This is a genomic window from Flavobacterium cheniae (genome assembly GCF_004363695.1).
GTDB classification, from domain to species: Bacteria; Bacteroidota; Bacteroidia; order Flavobacteriales; family Flavobacteriaceae; genus Flavobacterium; species Flavobacterium cheniae.
This window is the reverse complement of sequence record NZ_SNZC01000003.1, coordinates 290,168-310,200: the sequence shown is the minus strand read 5'-3', so window position 1 is coordinate 310,200 and position 20,033 is coordinate 290,168. Positions and strand designations below refer to the sequence as shown.

At 33.1% G+C, this 20,033-nt stretch carries 15 protein-coding genes; all 15 read left to right on the top strand.

Annotated features, from left to right (window positions below; translation table 11 throughout):
- Positions 1-15: 15 nt before the first annotated feature.
- The 15 genes from C8D80_RS10245 to C8D80_RS10175 all read left to right on the top strand — a co-directional run bounded on the left by C8D80_RS10245 (position 16) and on the right by C8D80_RS10175 (position 19,976).
- Positions 16-3,039 carry an amidohydrolase family protein gene (locus tag C8D80_RS10245; protein WP_133610020.1) on the top strand — a complete coding sequence of 1,008 codons (3,024 nt, stop codon included), beginning with the start codon at positions 16-18 and terminating at the stop codon, positions 3,037-3,039.
- Between the two features lie 2 nt (positions 3,040-3,041).
- The gene (locus tag C8D80_RS10240) at positions 3,042-4,334 is read left to right on the top strand and encodes an amidohydrolase family protein (RefSeq protein ID WP_133610018.1); all 1,293 of its coding nucleotides are present in this window, start codon (positions 3,042-3,044) and stop codon (positions 4,332-4,334) included.
- Between the two features lie 64 nt (positions 4,335-4,398).
- On the top strand, positions 4,399-5,190 hold the full coding sequence (locus C8D80_RS10235; RefSeq protein WP_133610016.1) for a TrmH family RNA methyltransferase: 792 nt from the start codon (positions 4,399-4,401) through the stop codon (positions 5,188-5,190).
- 106 nt (positions 5,191-5,296) lie between these two features.
- Positions 5,297-7,516, top strand: a complete 2,220-nt coding sequence (locus C8D80_RS10230) for a RelA/SpoT family protein (protein WP_133610014.1) — start codon at positions 5,297-5,299, stop codon at positions 7,514-7,516.
- A gap of 3 nt (positions 7,517-7,519) precedes the next feature.
- On the top strand, positions 7,520-8,167 hold the full coding sequence (locus C8D80_RS10225) for a hypothetical protein (protein WP_133610012.1): 648 nt from the start codon (positions 7,520-7,522) through the stop codon (positions 8,165-8,167).
- Between the two features lie 98 nt (positions 8,168-8,265).
- Positions 8,266-8,700, top strand: a complete 435-nt coding sequence (locus tag C8D80_RS10220) for a Fur family transcriptional regulator (protein WP_133610010.1) — start codon at positions 8,266-8,268, stop codon at positions 8,698-8,700.
- Positions 8,701-8,735: 35 nt separating this feature from the next.
- The gene (locus C8D80_RS10215; RefSeq protein ID WP_133610008.1) at positions 8,736-10,007 is read left to right on the top strand and encodes an adenylosuccinate synthase; all 1,272 of its coding nucleotides are present in this window, start codon (positions 8,736-8,738) and stop codon (positions 10,005-10,007) included.
- Positions 10,008-10,123: 116 nt separating this feature from the next.
- The gene (locus C8D80_RS10210; protein ID WP_162845065.1) at positions 10,124-11,818 is read left to right on the top strand and encodes an OstA-like protein; all 1,695 of its coding nucleotides are present in this window, start codon (positions 10,124-10,126) and stop codon (positions 11,816-11,818) included.
- A gap of 89 nt (positions 11,819-11,907) precedes the next feature.
- Positions 11,908-13,098: an aspartate aminotransferase family protein gene (locus tag C8D80_RS10205; RefSeq protein WP_133610004.1), complete on the top strand. Its 1,191-nt coding sequence runs from the start codon at positions 11,908-11,910 to the stop codon at positions 13,096-13,098.
- 186 nt (positions 13,099-13,284) lie between these two features.
- Entirely contained in the window at positions 13,285-14,679 is a 1,395-nt protein-coding gene (locus C8D80_RS10200) for a tetratricopeptide repeat protein (protein WP_133610002.1), read from the top strand.
- Between the two features lie 57 nt (positions 14,680-14,736).
- Positions 14,737-15,705, top strand: coding sequence for a DUF368 domain-containing protein (locus tag C8D80_RS10195; protein WP_133610000.1), 969 nt, complete (start codon positions 14,737-14,739; stop codon positions 15,703-15,705).
- 98 nt (positions 15,706-15,803) lie between these two features.
- Entirely contained in the window at positions 15,804-16,448 is a 645-nt protein-coding gene (locus tag C8D80_RS10190) for a VTT domain-containing protein (protein ID WP_199757193.1), read from the top strand.
- A 100-nt stretch (positions 16,449-16,548) separates the two neighbouring features.
- Positions 16,549-17,304 (top strand): shikimate dehydrogenase family protein, encoded by a 756-nt coding sequence (locus C8D80_RS10185; RefSeq protein WP_133609998.1) that lies wholly within the window; start codon positions 16,549-16,551, stop codon positions 17,302-17,304.
- Positions 17,305-17,307: 3 nt separating this feature from the next.
- Positions 17,308-17,937 carry a hypothetical protein gene (locus C8D80_RS10180; RefSeq protein WP_133609996.1) on the top strand — a complete coding sequence of 210 codons (630 nt, stop codon included), beginning with the start codon at positions 17,308-17,310 and terminating at the stop codon, positions 17,935-17,937.
- Positions 17,938-18,092: 155 nt separating this feature from the next.
- The gene (locus tag C8D80_RS10175) at positions 18,093-19,976 is read left to right on the top strand and encodes a DUF349 domain-containing protein (RefSeq protein WP_133609994.1); all 1,884 of its coding nucleotides are present in this window, start codon (positions 18,093-18,095) and stop codon (positions 19,974-19,976) included.
- Positions 19,977-20,033: the final 57 nt, after the last annotated feature.

Below are 20,033 nucleotides of genomic sequence, written 5' to 3'. Positions count from 1 at the left end.
ACTAAACCAAAAACCATGAGATACTTATCGTTATTGTTAGTATTCTTGATTTCATTTTCCGGAAATGCTCAAGAATATTTTCCAAAAAATGATGGCGTAAAACAAAGCTTCAAAAACTATGTTGCTATTACAAACGCCACTATTTATGTATCAGCAACGCAAAAAATTGAAAAAGCAACGCTGTTAATCAAAGAAAACAAAATTGTTGAAGTTGGAACAAACATTTCTATTCCAAAAGGAGCTACAATTGTAGATGCAACTGGAAAAACAATTTATCCATCATTCGTAGAATTATATAGCGAATTTGGAATCAACAAACCAACACCAAGACCAAGTGGTAACTTCACTCCACAATACGATACCAATCGTGAAGGTTATTATTGGAACGACCACATCAAACCTGAATACAATGCTTATGAAAACTTAAGCTACGATCAAAAAGCAGCAGGAGGTTTAAGAGAAGTTGGTTTTGGTACCGTTTTAAGTCACCACAACGATGGTGTAATTGCAGGAACCGGTTTACTTTGGACATTAAACGATTTTGGCACCAATGCTGATAGAATGTTGAAAGATAAAGTATCACAACATTTCACATTTAGTAGAAGTAAATTTACTAAGCAAAGTTATCCTTCTTCTATGATGGGTAGTATGGCTTTAATTCGCCAAGTATTTCACGATGCAAAATGGTATGCACAAGGAAATGCAACGAACAAAGATTTATCTTTAGAAGCTTTCAATGCGAACAAATCTTTACTTCAAATTTTCAATGCTGGCGATAAATTAAATGCATTAAGAGCAGATAAATTAGGCGATGAATTCGGAGTAAAATATCTAATTAAAGGAAGCGGAAACGAATTTGAACGCATTGACGAAATCAAAAAATCGGGAGCTACTTTTATTATACCTTTGAATTTTCCAGATGCTTATGATGTAACAGATCCATACTTAGCGCAACAAGTAAGCTTGAGCGATATGAAATTTTGGAATCAAGCACCTTTCAACTTGAAAATTTTAGCTGAGAACAATGTTTCATTTGTACTTTCAACAGCTGATTTAAAAGAAACAAAATCGTTCTTATCAAATTTAAGAAAGGCCGTTTTATATGGTTTACCAAAAGACAAAGCCTTATTAGCTTTAACAGAAACTCCTGCAAAATTGGTAAATCAATTTGACAAAGTAGGTTCTATTTCTAAAGGAAAATTAGCGAACTTTATTATCGTTTCTGGAGATATCTTTGAAGACAAAAGCAATATCTTAGAAAACTGGGTACAAGGAAATCGAAACATCATCGATAAAATCAATCCAACTGATATCAGAGGTACTTACGATTTAGTTTTTGACAACCATAAATTCGAATTAAAAATCGAAGGTGAAACTTCAAAATTCGAAGCAAAAGCAGTTAAAGATAGTATCAACTTTGGAACAAAAATTCAGTTCAATGATCCGTGGGTGAATTTGGTAATCAAAAATCAAGATACTACAAAAGCGAATTTCGTTAGACTTTCAGGAACTTTCGTAAAAGACATGATGCAAGGTAAAGCCGTTTTAGAAAATGGAAACGAAACTTCTTGGACGGCAACTAAAAGAACAACTGAAGTTAAAGAAGATAAAAAGAAAGACGATAAAAAAGACGAACCAAAAGTGCCGTCTATGTATGCTGTAACGTATCCAAATATTTCTTTTGGAAACGACGAAAAACCAAAACAAGAAACGATTCTATTCAAAAATGTAACCGTTTGGACGGGTGAAAAAGAAGGGAATCTTAAAGAAACTGATGTTTTAATTCAAAACGGAAAAATTGCAAAAATTGGTAAAAACTTACCTTCTTCTGGAGCAAAAGTAGTTGACGGAACAGGTAAACACTTAACAGCTGGAATCATTGATGAACATTCGCACATTGCTATTTCAAATGGAGTTAACGAAGGTGGTCAAAATTCATCAGCAGAAGTTACAATTGAAGATGTTGTAAATTCAGAAGACATCAATATTTACAGAAATTTAGCTGGTGGAGTTACTTCAGCTAACTTATTACATGGTTCGGCAAATCCTATTGGTGGTCGTGCAGCTTTCATCAAATTAAAATGGGGTTATTCTCCAGATGAAATGTTAGTAAAAGATGCTCCAAAATACATCAAATTTGCTTTGGGTGAAAACGTAAAACAATCCAATTGGGGTGATTTCGAAAGAAACCGTTTCCCTCAATCGCGTATGGGTGTGGAACAAGTTTATGAAGATTATTTCACAAGAGCAATTGAATACAAAAATGAGTGGGATACTTACAAATCAGGTAAAAATAAAAAAATGCCAAGATTTGATGTAGAAATGGAAGTTTTAGGCGAAATTTTAGCAAAAAAACGTTTCATCACTTGTCACTCTTATGTACAATCGGAAATAAACATGTTGATGAAATTAGCAGAGCGTTACGGATTCAAAATTCAAACGTTTACTCACATTTTAGAAGGCTACAAATTAGCTGATAAAATGTCGGCTCACGGAGTTGCTGGTTCAACATTTGCGGATTGGTGGGCTTATAAATATGAAGTTAATGATGCAATTCCATACAACGCAGCTATTATGATGAACGAAGGCGTAAAAGTTTCTATCAATTCAGATGATGCTGAAATGTCGAGACGTTTGAACCAAGAAGCAGCAAAAACGGTTAAATATGGAAATGTAACAGAAGAAGAAGCTTGGAATTTCGTAACCTTAAATCCAGCGAAAATTCTTCAAGTAGATAATAAAGTAGGAAGTATCAAAGTAGGAAAAGATGCTGATGTTGTGCTTTGGTCTGATAGTCCATTATCAATCTACACAAGAGCTGAAAAAACGTTAGTAGACGGAATTATTTTCTATGATTTAGAAAAAGAGAAAGAAGTGATGAGCGAAATTCAAAAAGAAAGAGCTGAATTAATCAACTTCATGTTAGACGCTAAAAACAAAGGAATGAAAACGCAATTACCTAAGAAAAAAGAAAACGGTCATTACCACTGTGATACCTTAGGAGAAAATTGCAAAGAGTCTCACTATAAATACAACTAGTCATGAAAAAATATATAGTTCTTTTATTTATTTCTTTGTTTGGGTTTGCCCAACAAACGCCAGCACCAAAACAAAGTAAATCGATTTTAATCTTAGGTGCCAAAGCGCATTTAGGAAACGGAAAAGTAATTGAAAACAGTTTAATTTCGATTATCGATGGAAAAATTGCAAACATTGGAGATGCAACAGTAATGAAACCAGCCAAACACGATATTGTGATTGAAGCATCTGGAAAACATGTATATCCAGGATTTATCGCGCCGAATTCAACATTAGGTTTAGTTGAAATTGATGCCGTAAGAGCTTCGGATGACGAAAGTGAAATTGGACAATTCAATCCACACGTAAGAAGTATTATCGCTTACAATGCCGAGTCAAAATTAGTTGAAACTACGCGTCCAAATGGCGTTTTATTAGCACAAATTACACCAAGAGGTGGCAGAATTCCTGGAACTTCATCAATCGTTCAATTAGACGCATGGAATTGGGAAGATGCTTCAATTAAAACTGATGACGGAATTCACTTAAACTGGCCAAGAAGCTACTCAAGAGCGGGTTGGTGGGCTGAACCAGGAGGAATTGAAATGAACAAAAACTACGATCCGCAAGTAAAAGCTATTCAAGAGTATTTTGACAATGCGTTTGCTTATTTGGGAAGTAAAAATACTAAAAAAGACATTCCATACGAGGCTATGAAAGGTTTACAATCGGGTGAAAAAACCTTGTTTGTAAACGCAAATGGTGAAAAAGAAATTATTGATGCCGTTTTATTCAAAAAGAAAAACAACATCAAAAACATGACAATTGTTGGTGGTTATTATGCTTTTAAAGTAGGTGCATTATTAAAAGAAAATAATGTTTCTGTTTTATTAAATCGCGTTCACAGTTTGCCACTTTTAGAAGATGAAGATGTTAATTTACCATATAAAAATGCTAAATTATTAGTAGATGCAGGCGTTTTAGTTGGCTTACAAAATGCAGGTGACATGGAACGTATGCAAACTAGAAATCTTCCTTTCTATGCTGGAACTTGTGCCGCTTGGGGACTTTCAAAAGAACAAGCATTACAATTAATCACCGGAAATTCAGCTAAAATTTTAGGAATTGACAAGCAATATGGAACGTTAGAATCAGGAAAAAGTGCCACATTATTTATTTCCGAAGGCGATGCTTTGGACATGAAAACTAATATCATTTCTTTTGCTTTTATCGATGGAAGACAAATCAGTTTGGAAAGTCACCACACCGAATTGTATCAACGTTACAAAGGAAAATTCGAACAACAAAAAAAATAAGACCAAAAGCCTTTCAGTAAATGAGAGGCTTTTTTTTGTACTTTTGCTCTATAATTTCTTATTCATGAAACAAATCACCTCGGTTCAAAATCCGTTTATTAAATCGTTAGTTCAATTACAAGAAAAAGCAAAAGTTCGCAAACAAACGGGCACTTTTTTAATTGAAGGAAAACGCGAAATTGAATTAGCACTAAAAGGAGGTTATGAATTAGAAACCATTTTATTTTTACCTGAAATTATTTCGGAAAAACAACTAAACGATTTAACAATTAAACCGTTAAACGTAATAGAAATTTCAAAAGAAGTCTACCAAAAATTAGCCTATCGCGATACTACCGAAGGAATTTTAGCTATTGCCAAAACCAAATCGTTAGCTTTGTCCGATTTAAAACTTTCTAAAAATCCATTAATTTTAGTTGGGGAATCTTTAGAAAAACCAGGAAATGTCGGTGCAATTCTAAGAACAGCTGATGCCGCAAATATTGATGCAGTTATTATTGCCAATCCAAAAAGCGATTTATATAATCCAAATATCGTTCGTTCAAGCGTAGGTTGTTTGTTTACCCGACAAATTGCTGTTGGAACTACGGAAGAAGTAATTGCCTATCTAAAAGCGAATAACATTAATATTTATTCCGCTACTTTACAAGATTCTACTGAATATCACACCCAAAACTACACTACTCCTACTGCTTTAATCGTTGGTACAGAGGCAACAGGTTTATCTGAAAAATGGAGAACCGAAAGCACTAAAAATATCATTATTCCAATGCAAGGGGAAATTGATTCAATGAATGTTTCGGTGGCAGCCGCTATTTTGTTATTCGAAGCCAAAAGACAAAGACAATTTCAATAGCAATTTCAAAATTCAACTTCAAATCTTTGTTCTTTATTCTTTTCTCTATTTTCTCTCTTGCACAATTAGAAAAAATACTTTACTTTTAGTTGGTTAAAGAAAATGTATGACAGAGTTAGAATTAGAAGCCGAAAACAAAGCCATTGCGCAAGAATATAAAGAATTACTTCGCATCAGTTATCAAACTCTTACTGATGAAGACAAAAAAATCATCCGTAAAGCATTTGATGTAGCTGTTGATGCCCATAAAGACCAACGCAGAAAATCGGGTGAAGCCTATATTTTCCATCCTATTGCTGTAGCTAAAATTGTAGCTCGCGATATTGGTTTGGGAGCTACTTCCATTGCTGCTGCTTTAATGCACGATGTAGTTGAAGATACTGATATTACGGTTGAGGACATTGAAAAAATGTTCAACCCAAAAATTGCTCAATTGGTTGAAGGTCTAACCAAAATTGCCAAAGTTAAAACCGATCAGGAAATTTCAATTCAAGCAGAAAATTTCCGTAAAATGCTATTGACGTTAAACGATGACGTTCGGGTAATTTTAATCAAAATCGCTGATAGATTGCACAATATGCAAACTATGGGAAGTATGGTGGATTACAAACAAGCCAAAATCGCTTCCGAAACACTTTATATTTATGCACCGCTTGCCCATCGTTTAGGGTTATATAACATCAAAACCAAATTAGAAGATTTAGGTTTAAAATATACCGAACCCGAAGTTTACAACGATATTGTAAGTAAAATTAAAGAGACCAAAGAAGAGCAAGATGAATACATCAAAACTATTTCAGATGTATTGAGTAAATCAATGATTGACGAAGGAATAGAATTCACAATCAAAGGCCGCCCAAAATCGATTTATTCGATCCGTAGAAAAATGAAAGTTCAAGGCGTTACTTTTGATGAAGTTTACGACAAATTTGCGCTTCGAATTATTTACAAAGCTAACCAACACGACGAAAAATTCATTGCTTGGAAAATATATTCTGTAGTTACTGATCATTATCGCCCTTCGCCAAGCCGTTTACGTGATTGGATTTCTTCCCCAAAATCGTCTGGATATGAAGCACTTCATATTACCGTAATGGGACCAAAAGGGCGTTGGGTTGAAATTCAAGTGCGAAGCGAACGCATGGACGAAATTGCGGAAAAAGGCTACGCTGCTCATTACAAATATAAAAATGGCGCTACGGAAGAACACGGTTTGGAAATTTGGTTGAACCAATTGAAAGAAGCTTTAGAAAATTCAACATCCAATGCCGTTGACTTTGTAGAAGATTTTAAACTGAATTTGTATGCCAAAGAAATCTATGTGTTCACTCCAAAAGGTGAAATTAAATCGTTACCAAAAGGAGCAACTTCCTTAGATTTTGCTTTCAGTATTCACTCAGAAATTGGTGTAAAAACTAGAGGAACTAGAGTAAACGGAAAATTAGTTCCACTAAATCATGTTTTAAATAGTGGTGATCAAGTTGAAATTATTACATCGGTGAATCAAAAACCAACTTCGCAATGGTTGGATTATGTAACTACTTCGAGAGCAAAAAATAAAATTAAAAACGTTTTAAACGAAAATACTAAAAAGATTGCCGAAGACGGAAAAGAGATTCTTACTCGAAAATTACGCCATTTAAAAATTGTTCTAAACGAAAATACCACTAATGAATTGGTCAACTTCTTTAAGTTGCAAACCAGTTTAGATTTATATTACCGAGCTGGAATTGGCGCTATCGAAAACCAACAACTAAAAGATTATGCTGCTCAAAAAAGCAACACATTGGTTAATTTCTTCAAAAAAACCATTAAGCGTTCTCCTTCTAGTCAACCAGAACAAATTCACAAAAATGAAATTAGTAAAAAATACGATTTATTAGTATTTGGAACTGAACAAGACAAATTAGACTATAAACTTTCCTCTTGTTGTAATCCGATTCCAGGTGATGAAGTTTTTGGATTTGTTAGTATTAATGAAGGAATAAAAGTACATAGAAAAGACTGCCCAAATGCCATTAGCATGCAATCTAATTATGCCTACCGCATCATTCCAGCCAAATGGATTGACTCCTCTCAAGAAGAATTTAAAGCCATTTTAAAAATCACAGGAATGGATATTTTAGGATTAACTAACGATTTAACCAAAGTAATTTCAAGCCAAATGAACGTAAATATTCAGAGTATTTCGTTGAGTAGTGAAGCTGGTATTTTTAACGGACAAGTAGCAGTTGTTGTTCAAAACAACACTATTCTGAAAAAATTGATTGAAAACATCAAAAAAGTAGATGGAATTGATAAAGTGACAAGGGTTTATAATAATTAATTTATGATAAGATTAGCATTTATAGTTTTATTTTTTTCAACTTTTTCAACCGCACAAAAAAAAGAATATGTCTTAGATATAGATGGTAGCGAATCAAATTTTCAAGCATTATTTAAAAAACACCCTAATAACTCTATGGAATTTAGAGTTAAAAAGGATAGTGGAAAAGTTTTTCAAATATCAGCGCCTAAATATGAAATCTACAAGGTTAATCATGATGTTGTTTTAAAAAATATTTCAAAAATTCACAAAGAAATTCACAAAGATTCATTGACTTATTTGATTCAATATTTTTATAAAGATGATAGAACATTTTTTGACGAGGAAAATAAGTTTTTGGATAAAAACGGAAGCTATCTCAAATTTATTATCAACATGAAACGAAATGTTGAGAAAATAAATCCCCACATCAAAGTATTATTTGTATTTGAAAAAGGAATTAACATTTCAATTGTAGGTAACAGAAAGTCATTTGTAATAGATGAAGATTTGTTTTTCAAAAATCAATTTTTAAAAAAATCAATCTTATGTGGATCATTTTTATTAATAAAACCAAACGGAGAATTGTTAGTAAGAAATGGCGAATATAGATTAGATAAAATGGCCGAGCATTTTAATTCTGAAATTTGGGATGCAATTTTTAAACAATAATAAATTCATCTTAATAACTCTGTTCAAAAAAACTTCTAACTCCTAACTTCTAACTTCTAACTTTCACTATCTTTGCCGATATTTCATTAAACAAAGCAATGGAAAACAATAATCAGGAAATTGTAAAGAATGTTTTTACTAAATATTTAGAAGAGAAAGCGCACCGTAAAACGCCAGAACGTTATGCTATTCTTCAAGAAATTTACAATGCAACCGAGCATTTTGATATTGAGTCTTTGTACATCAAAATGAAAAATAAAAATTATCGCGTAAGTAGAGCTACGCTTTACAATACTATCGAACTTTTATTAGAGTGTGGTTTGGTGCGTCGTCATCAGTTTGGACAAAACCAGGCACATTACGAAAAATCGTATTTCGATAAACAACACGATCACATTATTTTAACAGATACTGGCGAGGTAATCGAATTTTGCGATCCAAGAATTCAGCAAATTAAACAAACCATGGAAGAAATGTTTGGTATTAATATTTCAACCCACTCACTTTACTTCTACGGAACAAAAAAACAATAATAAACAACTAACTACAAATAATAAACAACAACACAATGACTGTAGATTTACTACTTGGATTACAATGGGGAGACGAAGGAAAAGGAAAAATCGTTGACGTTCTTACCTCAAAATATGATATTATTGCTCGTTTTCAAGGTGGACCAAATGCGGGACACACATTAGAATTCGACGGAATCAAACACGTTTTAAGAACTATTCCTTCTGGAATTTTTCACAAAAACGCTATTAATATTATTGGAAATGGAGTTGTAATCGACCCTGTAGTTTTTCAAAAAGAAATTGAAGGTTTAGCTAAATTCAATATGGATGTAACCGCTAAATTATTCATTTCTAGAAAAGCACACTTAATTTTACCTACACACCGTTTATTAGATGCCGCTTCTGAAGCATCAAAAGGAAAAGCGAAAATTGGCTCTACTTTAAAAGGAATTGGACCAACTTACATGGACAAAACGGGTAGAAACGGACTTCGTATAGGTGATTTAGAATTAGTAGATTTCAAAGAAAGATATAGAACTTTAGCTGACAAACACGAAGCAATGATTGCGTTCTACGATGTAGAATTACAATACAACTTAAAAGAAATGGAAGATGAGTTTTTTGCAGCCGTAGAAGACTTAAAGAAATTAACTTTCATTGATAGTGAAGAATATTTAAACAAAGCGTTAAAAGAAGGAAAATCAATTTTAGCTGAAGGAGCGCAAGGATCTTTACTAGATGTTGATTTTGGAACATATCCATTTGTTACTTCATCAAATACAACTGCTGCTGGTGCTTGTACTGGTTTAGGAATTGCTCCTAACAAAGTAAAAGACGTTTTCGGAATTTTCAAAGCGTACACTACTCGTGTAGGTAGCGGACCTTTCCCAACAGAAGATTTCGATCAAGCTGGACAAACTATGGCTAAAGTAGGAAACGAATTTGGATCAGTTACAGGACGTGCACGTCGTTGTGGTTGGTTAGATTTAGTTGCTTTAAAATATGCGGTTCAAGTTAATGGCGTAACACAATTATACATGATGAAAGGCGATGTTCTTTCTGGATTTGATACGTTACAAGTTTGTACAGGATATAACTACAAAGGACAAGCAATTCAACATTTACCATACAACATTGAACCTGAAAATGTAACTCCAATTTTCACAGAAATGAAAGGTTGGAAAGCTGATTTAACAGGAATGACAACGTATGATGAATTACCACAAGAATTAAAAACATATATCGAATTCATTGAAAAAGAAGTGGAAGTGCCAATCAAAGTAATTTCGGTTGGACCAGACAGAAAACAAACGATAATGAAATAATCACTAAAAACGCTTTCAATTGAAAGCGTTTTTTTATGCTTAAAACTGATAAAAAAATCTTAATTAAGAACCGACTTTCTACTTTTTACTTAAATTTGGCTCAAAATAAATCCGACTTGAAAAACACATTTTTTTATATCGCCTTCTTATTGCTGTCAGTAACCTTTTCGGTAGCGCAAGAAAAGAAAAAAATTATCATTGAAAACTCCGATTTCGTAGATATGAATCAAACCGAAATTCCAGGCGCTATTGTGTTTACTGGAAATGTTCGCATCATACACAATGGAGTAAAAATGTTTTGCAATAAAGCGTATCATTTTAAAGATGAAAATTACGTAAAAGCATTTGGAAATGTTCAAATGAATCAAGGCGACACCATTACAATGAACAGCCGTTATGCTGAATACAATGGTGATAAAGAACTGGCTTTTGCAACTGGAGACGTAGTTTTGCGTTCACCTGAATCAACCTTAACTACCGATACCGTTTATTTCGATAAGAAAAACCAATTAGCATCTTATAATTCATACGGAACCATTCGCAACAAAGAAAACACGTTGAGAAGTAAATCGGGACGCTATTATGTAGATCAAAAGAAATATAAATTTACAACTGCAGTGACCGTTACGAATCCGGAAAGCACTATAAAAACTAACAATTTAGATTATTACGAAAATTCAGGTCATGCTTATGTTTTTGGACCTTCTACCATTACTAGTAAAGAAAACGTAATTTATACCGAAAACGGATTTTACGACACTACGAATGATGTTGGAAAACTATCAAAAAATTCTAAAATCATGCTAGATAACAAAATAATTGAAGGCGATGATTTGTATTATGACCGAAAGAAAAATTATTCAAGAGGTATCAACAATGTAAAAATTACCGACACCATCAATAAGGTTATCGCTACAGGTCATTACGCGGAATTATACCGAAATGCTGCCACCAAAAAAGACTCAATGATTTTAACCAAAAGAGCTTTAGTAAAAACATTGGTAGAAAAAGATACTTTGTATATGCATGGTAAAAAAATCATTGTTTCAGGACCGCAAGAAGATCGCGTGATTCGTGCTTTCAACAATGTTCGTTTTTACAAAAGTGATATGAGTGGAAAATGTGATTCGCTTCATTCTAACAATAAAACACAGTTGACGAAAATGATTGGAAAACCTATTCTTTGGAACAACGAAAACCAAATGACAGGCGACATCATGCATTTAATTGGTAACAACAAAACACAAAAATTAGATTCTCTAAAAGTACTCAACAATGCTTTTATTATACAAAAAGACAGTCTCAGCAAAAATGGTTACAATCAGATAAAAGGACAGAATTTATATGGAAAATTTGTTGATAGTAAACTAAAAGAAGTCGATGTTGTTAAGAATGCCGAAGTCATTTATTACATGTACAACGATGCTAATGAGTTTATTGGAATCAACAAAACAGTTTGTAGTAAAATTAATTTGGAATTAGAAGCTAATAAAATTAATTCGATTACTTTCTTTACTAAAACTGATAGTTTTATATATCCCGAAAAAGATTTTCCTGAAAATGCTCGGAAATTAAGAGGTTTCCTATGGCGTGGTGATGAACGAATTTTAAGTAAAGATGACATTTTCCCAGCTGAAGAAATTGCATTAGACGATAAAATTCAAATCGAAGCGAAAAAGAAAGCTGTAGCTGCTGAAAAACCTATGGAGATTCTTCCAGAAACTTTAGAATTCGACGACAATAAAAAAGTTGAAGAAAAGAAAACTGAGAAAAAAGCAACATCAAAAAAGAAAACTGTGAAGAAGCAATAAGCAATAAGCTTTAAGCTTTATGCAAAATATTGTTTAGTAATTCACAACAAAGCTTAGAGCCTATGGCTTAAAGCCTAAAGCAGATTAAAATGATTGAAGATTTTTTTAAATACCAAGCACAAACCTCACCTCACCCATTAGCCATGGAAATTTCTCATGCTAAGGGTTCTTATATTTACGATACTGATGGCAATGCCTATTTGGATATGGTTGCTGGAGTTTCGGCAAACACATTAGGACATCAACCACAACGTGTGAATGATGCCATCAAAAAACAATTAGACACCTATTCTCATGTAATGGTGTATGGCGAATATGCCCAACATCCAGCAACAGAATTATGTAAATTATTAGCACAACATCTTCCCTATCCACTTACGAAAACGTATTTGGTTAACTCAGGAACGGAAGCTATTGAAGGTGCATTAAAATTAGCTAGAAGAGTTACAGGAAGAAGTCAATTAATTTCGTGTCACAATGCGTATCATGGAAACACTATGGGAAGCATGAGTGTGATGGGATTCGAAGAACGCAAACAAATTTTTCGTCCGTTAATTCCAGATGTGGATTTTATTACGTTCAATAATGAAGCAGATTTAGAAAAAATTACCACTAGAACAGCAGGAGTTTTATTAGAAACGATTCAAGGTGGCGCCGGATTTATTGAACCTCAAAACGATTTTCTTAAAAAAATACGCCAACGTTGTGATGAAGTTGGTGCTATCATGATATTAGACGAAATCCAACCCGGATTTGGTCGCACTGGAAAACTTTTCGGATTCCAAAACTACGATGTTATTCCAGATGTTGTGGTTATGGGAAAAGGAATGGGTGGCGGAATGCCTGTTGGGGCTTTTACCGCGTCAGCAGAAATGATGGATTTACTAAGTCACGATCCAAAACTAGGTCATATTACTACTTTTGGCGGACATCCTGTCATAGCGGCAGCTTGTTTGGCTACCTTGCAAGAAGTTACTGAAACCCATTTAATGGCTGAAACTTTAGAAAAAGAACAATTGTTCCGAAGCCTTTTAGTCCATCCATTAATTAAAGAAATTCGCGGTCGAGGGCTTATGATTGCTGCAATGACCGACTCTCCAGAGATTACAAATGAAGTAATTTTACGTTGCCACAAAAGAGGAGTAATTTTATTCTGGTTGCTTTTTGAAGGATGCGCTGTTCGAATTACACCGCCATTAACCATTAGTAATGAAGAAATTACCAAAGGATGTGGCATTATTATTGAGGTATTAAATGAGATAGAAAGAGAAATGAAATGATGGATGATGGAAGATGGGAGTTTGATGTTTTTTTTAAACTCAAACTAAATTTTGAAATTGATTTTTGACATTGCTCTTGTAATTGAAAATTGTTAATTAAATTGTTTACAACAATTCAAACCCCAAACCACTACCCCAATATTATTCCTTAATTTTAATAAGGATAAAATCATAAAACGAAGCGCTATGAACTTGAGTCACGAAGAAGAAGAAAACAGCTTGTCCTTATCTAAATTTGAATCGATGTTAAAAACCAACAAAGTTTTTTTCTTTGATTCAGAAGAGTTTGAAGATATTATTCTTCATTATATGGATACCGGCCGATTGAACTTGGCCAAAAAAGCGCTAAAATTAGGTTTAGAACAACATCCAAAATCTACAGGATTAAAATTAGTTCAGGTAGAAATGTTGGTTTACGAAGACAAACTCGATATTGCTGAAAAGTTACTAAACGAGTTATACGCTATTGAGCCAACTAACGAAGAAATTTACATCCAAAAAGCCAACATACATTCTAAAAGAGACGAACACGAAAAGGCTATTTCTTTTCTAAAAATCGCTTTGAAATATACTGATGATTATGCTGATGTATATTCGATGATTGGAATGGAATATCTTTTCATGGACAATTTAGAACTGGCTAAAGAAAATTTCATCAAATGTTTAGACGAAGATACCGAAGATTATTCGGCACTATATAACGTTGTGTATTGTTTTGATTTCTTAGATCAGAATGAAGATGCTATTGTTTATCTAAACAAATTCATTGATAAAAATCCGTATAGTGAAGTCGCTTGGCATCAGTTAGGTAGACAATATTATGCATTAAAAAACTACGAAAAAGCAGTTTGGGCATTCGATTATGCTACTTTAATTGACGAAACCTTCTTAGGTGCGTACATGGAAAAAGCAAAATCATACGAAAAACTAAAAAAATATCAAGAAGCAATTGATTGCTACAACATTACATTAGAATTAGATGATCCTTCTTCTTTTGTTTTGCTTCGTGTGGCGAAATGTTACGAGCGTTTAGGAAATACCGAATTTGCACTAAACTACTACCTAAAAACTGTTCACGAAGATCCATTGTTAGACAAAGGTTGGATTGCAATTACCGATTTTTATATTCGTCAAAAAAACTTCCAAAAAGCGTTGTATTACGTTAACAAAGCTATCGGAATTGATGGCGACAATTCGTTATATTGGAAACGATTTGCAGCGGTAAATACAGCACTTCATTTCTTTGAAGAAGCAGAATACGGTTACCGAAAAGCATTTGAAAGTGGCGATATTAATTTAGACACTTTTACGCTTTGGACAGATGTTTTACAATATTTAGGAGAGTTTGATACTGCTATTGAAATCCTTTTAGAAGCCAGCAATGTGTTACCAGACGAGTACGAAATGGAATATCGTTTAGCAGGATTATACTTCTTAACAGATGATGTTACCAAAGGAAATCTTCACCTAATGAACGGAATGAAATTAAATTTGAAACAGTTAACTTTGTTTCAAGAGTTGTTCCCAGTAGTTTGGGAAAGAACTGAAGTTCAGAAAACGATTATGAAATTTAAAAAATAAAGAACAAACAACCCTTAACCCATTCCAAAGTAGCAATACTTTGGAATTTTTATTGTCATGAGAAAACTTTTTCCCGATTATCTAATTATTACACTTAAAGGTTTAGCGATGGGCGCTGCCGATGTAGTTCCTGGTGTTTCTGGTGGAACTATTGCTTTTATTTCTGGAATTTATCAAGAATTAATTGATAGCATTAATAATGTGAATATTTCCGTTTTAAAAACATTAAAAAATGAAGGCTTAAAAGCTGCTTGGAAGCAAGTAAATGGTAGTTTTTTATTGGCTTTACTTTCTGGAATTGGAATCAGTATTTTGACTTTTTCAAAAGTAATTACGCATTTATTAGAAACCCAGCCTATTTTAGTTTGGTCGTTTTTCTTTGGATTAATTATTGCGAGTATTACTTTAATTTGGAAAGAAATTACGAGTTGGAAATTAGTTGATATTTTATTTTTACTAATCGGAATTACCGTTTCCTATTACATTACTATTGCGCGTCCAGTGAGTTCTCCTGATAGTTATTGGTATTTATTTTTATCGGGTTTTATTGCCATTATTGCGATGATTTTACCCGGAATTTCAGGTGCTTTCATTTTGCTTTTAATGGGTTCTTATGAAACTGTAATTGGAACTATCAATACTTTTAGAGAAGGCTTAACTACAGCCAATTCCGAAATCTTAACACAAGCTTTATTAAAATTAGGTGTTTTTGCTCTTGGTTGTATTATCGGATTAAAATCGTTTTCTAAAGTATTACATTGGATGTTTGCCCATCATAAAAACACAACATTAACCTTATTAGTTGGATTCATGGTTGGTTCATTAAATAAAGTTTGGCCTTGGAAACAAGTTTTAGAAACCAGAATCAACAGCCACGGCGAAGTGGTGCCTTATATTGACAAAAGTATTTTACCACAAAATTTTGAGGGCGAACCGCAAATTGCAATGGCAATCGTATTGGCTATTTTAGGATTTTTTGTGATTTTTGGAATGGAAAAAATGGCAAGTAAATTAGGGAGAAACTAAATATAAAAAATAGCGTTCTACAATCAATACCTCAATTTCTAAAAATTCATTAAAACTATTTTTTTTTAAGTAATAAATTAAAACAACCTACAATCCAAATGGAAATTATCGATTTTTTATCTGCCTTTCTAAATGATCCTTTAACCATAATACAAGACTTAATTATTCAATACGATTACCTAATTTACTTAATCTTATTCTTAGTTATTTTTGCAGAAACTGGCTTCGTTTTTATGCCACTTTTACCAGGAGATTCTTTGCTTTTTGCTATTGGTGTAATTGCTGCTTCTACAGGACAATTGAGCATGTCAATCATCATTCCGTTATTAATTATTGCAGCTTTGCTTGGTGATAATTTAAACTACTTCGTAGGAAATAAATTTGGCAATCTCATAAAGCAAAAAAAGAAAATCCTTTTTCTTAAAAAAGAATACATCACTCATACCGAAACTTTCTTCGAAAAAAATGGTGGAAAAGCAATCATCATGGCTCGTTTTGTTCCCGTATTAAGAACCATTGCACCTTTTGTTGCTGGAGCAGGAAGCATGCCGTACATTAAATATATTGTTTTTTGTGTGTTAGGCGCTTTTATTTGGGTAACCAGCTTAACCTTTTTAGGTTACTTCTTAGGTCAAGTCGTTTGGGTGAAAGAAAATTTTGATTTGGTTATTTTATTAATAACACTTGTTTCTGTTTCTCCTGTTATCATTAAGATAATTAAAAAGAAACTAGCAAAAGAATAATTTTATTTCACTTAATTTAAAAAATAAACATTGTCTTAACAATTTATAATAAAATACTATTTAAATTTGATTCTTTATAAACTCTGAAAATCTTTTACCAATGAAAAAGAAAACAAAAAAACAGTTAAAATTTGGCTTAATTGGTCGAAACATAAGCTATTCTTTTTCAAAAAAATATTTCAATGAGAAGTTTGAAATTGGTCATTTTGACAATTGCGAATACAAGAATTACGACATTGAAAGCATCAAAGAGTTTCCAAAAGTAATTACCGAAATTAAAGGGTTACGTGGTTTAAACGTGACGATTCCGTACAAAGAAGAGATTATTCCGTATTTGGATAAATTATCTAAAACAGCTAAGAAAATTGGTGCCGTAAATTGCGTTACGATTTCCAAAAAGAAAAAGCTAAAAGGTTATAATACCGATTACCACGGATTCAAAAAATCAATAAAACCTTTATTGAAAGACCATCATAAAAAAGCTTTGATTTTAGGAACTGGTGGTGCTAGTAAAGCAATCGCTTACGCCTTACGAAGCTTAAAAATTGAATATGATTTCGTTTCGAGAACAGCAGATGAATTTCAGTTTAAATACGAAGAATTAGACGCTTCAATTTTTGAAGAATATACGATTGTCATCAATACGACTCCAGTAGGAACACATCCTAATGTGGAGGATTGTCCGAATTTAGACTACAGTTTGTTTACCAAAAAACACATTGCCTACGACTTAATTTACAATCCAGAAGAAACTGCATTTTTAAGAAAAGCCAAAGCAAAAGGCGCCGTGACTAAAAACGGTTATGAAATGTTAGTTTTACAGGCGGAGAAGGCTTGGAAGATTTGGAATGAGTAGATTATGATATTTGTAGTTTCAATTTTATTACTGATTCTCTATGCTTTCAAAATCAAAGACTGGAAGAAAAATGATCATAGACTAAATCCAGAACTTTCAATTTATCTCAAATATTTACACTACTTTACGATTACAATCACAATTGTTTTATTAATTCTCGAACTTCAAATTAGAGGAATTTGGACAGGAAGAATCGTAACATTCATTGTTTTACTTTCGGGGATTTTCTATAATCTTTTTGCTCAAAAATCAGTTTTAAACAAATTAGAAAAAACGTACTTTAGTTTTCTCAGTATTTTACCTCTTATTTTTCCTTTATTACTTCTAATTCCATTTCTTGGAGTTGTTATAGTATTTTCAATCATAGGTCGAACGATTTCTCCTTTTGAAAAAATATGTTATGAAGATAAAAATCTAAGAATTCAAACTAGCTTTGTGGGTGTAATGGCACCTCCAAAAATATTGGTTTACAAAAAAGGTTTGTTTTTCGAAAAAGAAGTAGAAGATCTCTATTTTCCCGAAGAAATCGACTCATTAAAAGTCGATTATAAAAAAGATTCTATTTACATCCATTACTGGGAAACAAACTATGATAATCAAGTTGTTAAATCAGAAATAAAAATTCCACAATAATTCAATGGTTAGCAAGAAATTGTCTGTAAACAATTCTTAAGAAAGCCCAAAACACTCGTTTCAAAGAAAATAAGCGATAATTGGACGATTTTTTTTGAATTTTCGGAGTGCTTTAGTATCTTCACACAATATTAGTAACCTTAAGCATTTACACAATGTCAGAAGCAACACATGATAACCTGCATAACGCAGATGGACAAGACCAAATGGAACAATTAGATGGCGTTACCATTATTAGTCAATCGGTATTAGAGGAAATAGACAATTCTAATGCAGAAGAAAGCGAAGATGATTCGATAAAAGAAAAGCATGAAATTCCGGTATTGGATTACGATGCGATGTCGATGGAAGCCTTAACCGATGAGCTAGAAAAATTAGTCAACAACGAAAAAGTAATGGCGATTAAAGACCATGTAGAAGGCATTAGAAAAGCTTTTTCGGACAAATACCACCATTTTATAGACGAGAAAAAAGAGGAATTCTTGGCTCAAAACAACGAAGAAGGTTTAGATTTTGAGTATCACTTTCCTTTAAAAAATAAGTTTGATGGCATTTACAACGCTTACAAAGCAAGCAAAGCCAAACATTTCAAACAATTACAAAACAATTTAGAGCAAAATTTTGCCGTTCGTGAAGGCTTAATCGACGAGTTGAAAAACTTAATCGATTCTGGTGATTCGAATATTGGCGATATGTTCAAAAAAGTAAACGACATTCGTGAGCGTTGGAAAAATGCAGGTGCGATTCCAAGAGACAAATACAACATCTTGTGGAACAATTACCATTTTCATATTGAGCGTTTTTACGACATTATGCATTTGGACAAAGAAGCGCGTGATTTAGATTTGAAACACAATTTAGAGCAAAAGCAACAAATTATTGCTAAAGCGAAAGAATTGCTAAACGAAGAAGATGTAATGAAAGCGTTCCGTGAATTGCAATTGTTACACCGCGTTTGGAAAGAAGAAATTGGACCAGTTGATCGTGAACACAGAGAAGCGATTTGGGACGAATTCAGCGAAATCACCAAACAAATGCACGATAAGCGCGAAGCTTTATACGCAGTAGCAAGAGGAAAAGAAACGGATAACTTAGCGGTTAAAAACGAAATTATAGTGCTGATTGAAGCTTTAGGAACCGAGAAAATCGATTCGCACAGTGGATGGCAAGCACAAATTAAGAAAATGGAAGCGTTGCGCGAAGCGTTCTTCAAAGCAGGTAAAGTTCCAGCGGAAGAAACTGAGGAAACTTGGGCTAAATTTAAAAATGCGGTTCGAGCTTTTAATGCACACAAAAACGTTTTCTATAAAGATATCAAACACGAGCAACACGAGAATTTAACTAAGAAATTGGAATTAGTTGAAAAAGCAAAATCGTTAAAAGAAAGTACCGATTTCGCTGCGACTACTCCAGTTATGAAGAAAATTCAGGACGATTGGAAAAAAATTGGACATGTGCCTCGTAAATATTCGGATAGTATTTGGAAAGACTTTAAAGATGCATGTAATGCGTATTTTGACAGAATGCACGAAGCTAAAAATGCTGAAACGGGTGAAGAAGTAGAAGCATTTGAAAAGAAAAAAGCATTTTTAGAAGAGTTGAAATCGTTTACATTAACTGGCGAACACAAAGCGGATTTAGATGCGATAAAAGAACACATTGCTACTTGGAAAACTTTTGGAAAAGTGCCTTTTAACAGAAGACACATTGAAGGAAAATTCAATAAGATTTTAGATGCCTTGTTTGAGAAACTAAGTATGTCTAAAAAAGACACCGAAATGATGCGTTTTAGCAACCGTTTAGAGCAAATGAGCGACAACGATGACAAACGTGCTTTAGAACAAGAGCAATTCTTTATTAGAAAGAAAATCGACGAAGTACAAAGCGAAATTTTCCAATTAGAGAACAACATTCAGTTTATTAGTAGTAGTTCTAAAGGTGAAAATCCTTTTATTAAAGAAGTTCAGAAAAACATTGAACGCCACAAAGACGACTTGAAATTGTGGAAAGAAAAGCTACAGCAAATTAAAAATATGTAAGATTGAATCCCGAGTTAAGGCTCGGGATTTTTTTTTTTGCTTGTTTATAACTTATAT